Source organism: Nitratidesulfovibrio liaohensis (genome assembly GCF_011682075.1).
In the GTDB taxonomy this organism is placed as follows: domain Bacteria; phylum Desulfobacterota; class Desulfovibrionia; order Desulfovibrionales; family Desulfovibrionaceae; genus Cupidesulfovibrio; species Cupidesulfovibrio liaohensis.
The window spans coordinates 1-628 of sequence record NZ_VSMK01000756.1 but is presented as its reverse complement, the minus strand read 5'-3'; the positions used below and the strand labels follow the sequence as shown (position 1 = coordinate 628).

General features: G+C 68.9%; 1 protein-coding gene. It reads right to left on the bottom strand.

Translation table 11 applies throughout. The annotated features are described in order from the left end of the window. Nucleotides 1-628: glutamate 5-kinase (gene proB, locus FVW27_RS18595; protein WP_167128058.1), on the bottom strand; the 628-nt coding region annotated here is incomplete at both ends.

Sequence of the window (628 nt, the reverse complement as noted above, 5' to 3'; positions counted from 1 at the left end):
CCAGGTGCCGATGGCCTCTCCCGCGAAGGCGCGGGCCAGCACGTCGGGCTCGCGGCCCGGCACGATGAGCGTGGGCACGCCGATCTGCGCGGCGCGCCGGGCGGACAGCAGCTTGGAATACATGCCGCCGGTGCCTACGGATGTCTTGCCGCCGCACAGCCCGTCCAGGTCCAGCCCGTGCACGTCGTCGATGCAGTCCATGACGCAGGCGTCCGGGTTGTCCTGCGGATTTTCGGCAAACACGCCGCCCGCCGAGGTCAGGTTCACGAACAGGTCGGCTTCAACTATGTTCAGCAGCAGGCTGGCCAGGCAGTCGTTGTCGCCGAACTTCAGGTCGTGCACGGCCACGGTGTCGTTCTCGTTGACCACGGGGATGGCCCCCCAGTCGAGCAGCGCGGCAAAGGTGTTGCGGGCGTTGAGAAAGCGGTTGCGGCTCTTCAGGTCGTCGCGGGTCAGCAGCACCTGGGCCGATATGCGCCCGCGCCGGGCAAAGGCTTCATCATAATGGTGCATCAGGCGGCTCTGCCCGATGGCCGATGCCGCCTGCCGGTGGGGCATGCCCGCGATCTCGCAGCAGCTGCGCAGCACGCCGCGCCCCGCCGCCACCGCGCCGGAAGACACCAGCACC